The organism is Acidithiobacillus albertensis (assembly GCF_001931655.1).
In the GTDB taxonomy this organism is placed as follows: Bacteria; Pseudomonadota; Gammaproteobacteria; order Acidithiobacillales; family Acidithiobacillaceae; genus Acidithiobacillus; species Acidithiobacillus thiooxidans.
Map to the genome: position 1 here is coordinate 1 of NZ_MOAD01000083.1, position 580 is coordinate 580.

Below are 580 nucleotides of genomic sequence, written 5' to 3' on the forward strand. Positions count from 1 at the left end.
TCCCGAAGATGCACATCGCCTGAAACTCAAAAACGAGGATCTGGCCCGGGTCATCAGTCGGCGTGGCGAAAATATATTTCGCGTGCGCATTCAAAAAGACCTGCAGCCAGGGCTGGTATTTGCTCCCATGCATTTTGGCCGGCGCTTTGCTCCGGCTGCCCTTTGCAACCAGCTCACTTTGCCCGCCATTGATCCCGTTTCCGGCGAGCCCGAGTTCAAACACACTGCGGTTCGCATAGAACCGGCCATTTTCCCCTGGCAGGGCACGCTCCTGCGCCTGAACAGCGACGCAGCACATTTTCAGGCCGCACAGCGTATTGCCAGAAACTTTCCCTATGCCAGCCTCAGCCGTATGCGTCAGGAGCAACGCGAAGGTTTCATTTTACGTCTAGCTGGAGAAAAAGCTCCGGCCATACGGGATATTCATGCTTGGGACCAGGCTCTCGGCATGGATGGTCTGGAAGTGCTGGATTATGACGATGCCCGCCGCCATGTGCGCAAACGCCTTTGTATGCAGGGCAAGCAACTGCTGGCTGTGCGCCTGTTTGGTGAAGACGGAACCCGCGACTGGCTCCGCGAA

General features: G+C 57.1%; 1 protein-coding gene. It reads left to right on the forward strand.

Going from position 1 to position 580, the window contains the following annotated elements; all coding sequences use genetic code 11:
* Positions 1-580: molybdopterin dinucleotide binding domain-containing protein (locus tag BLW97_RS18120; protein ID WP_278278543.1), on the forward strand; the 580-nt coding region annotated here is incomplete at both ends.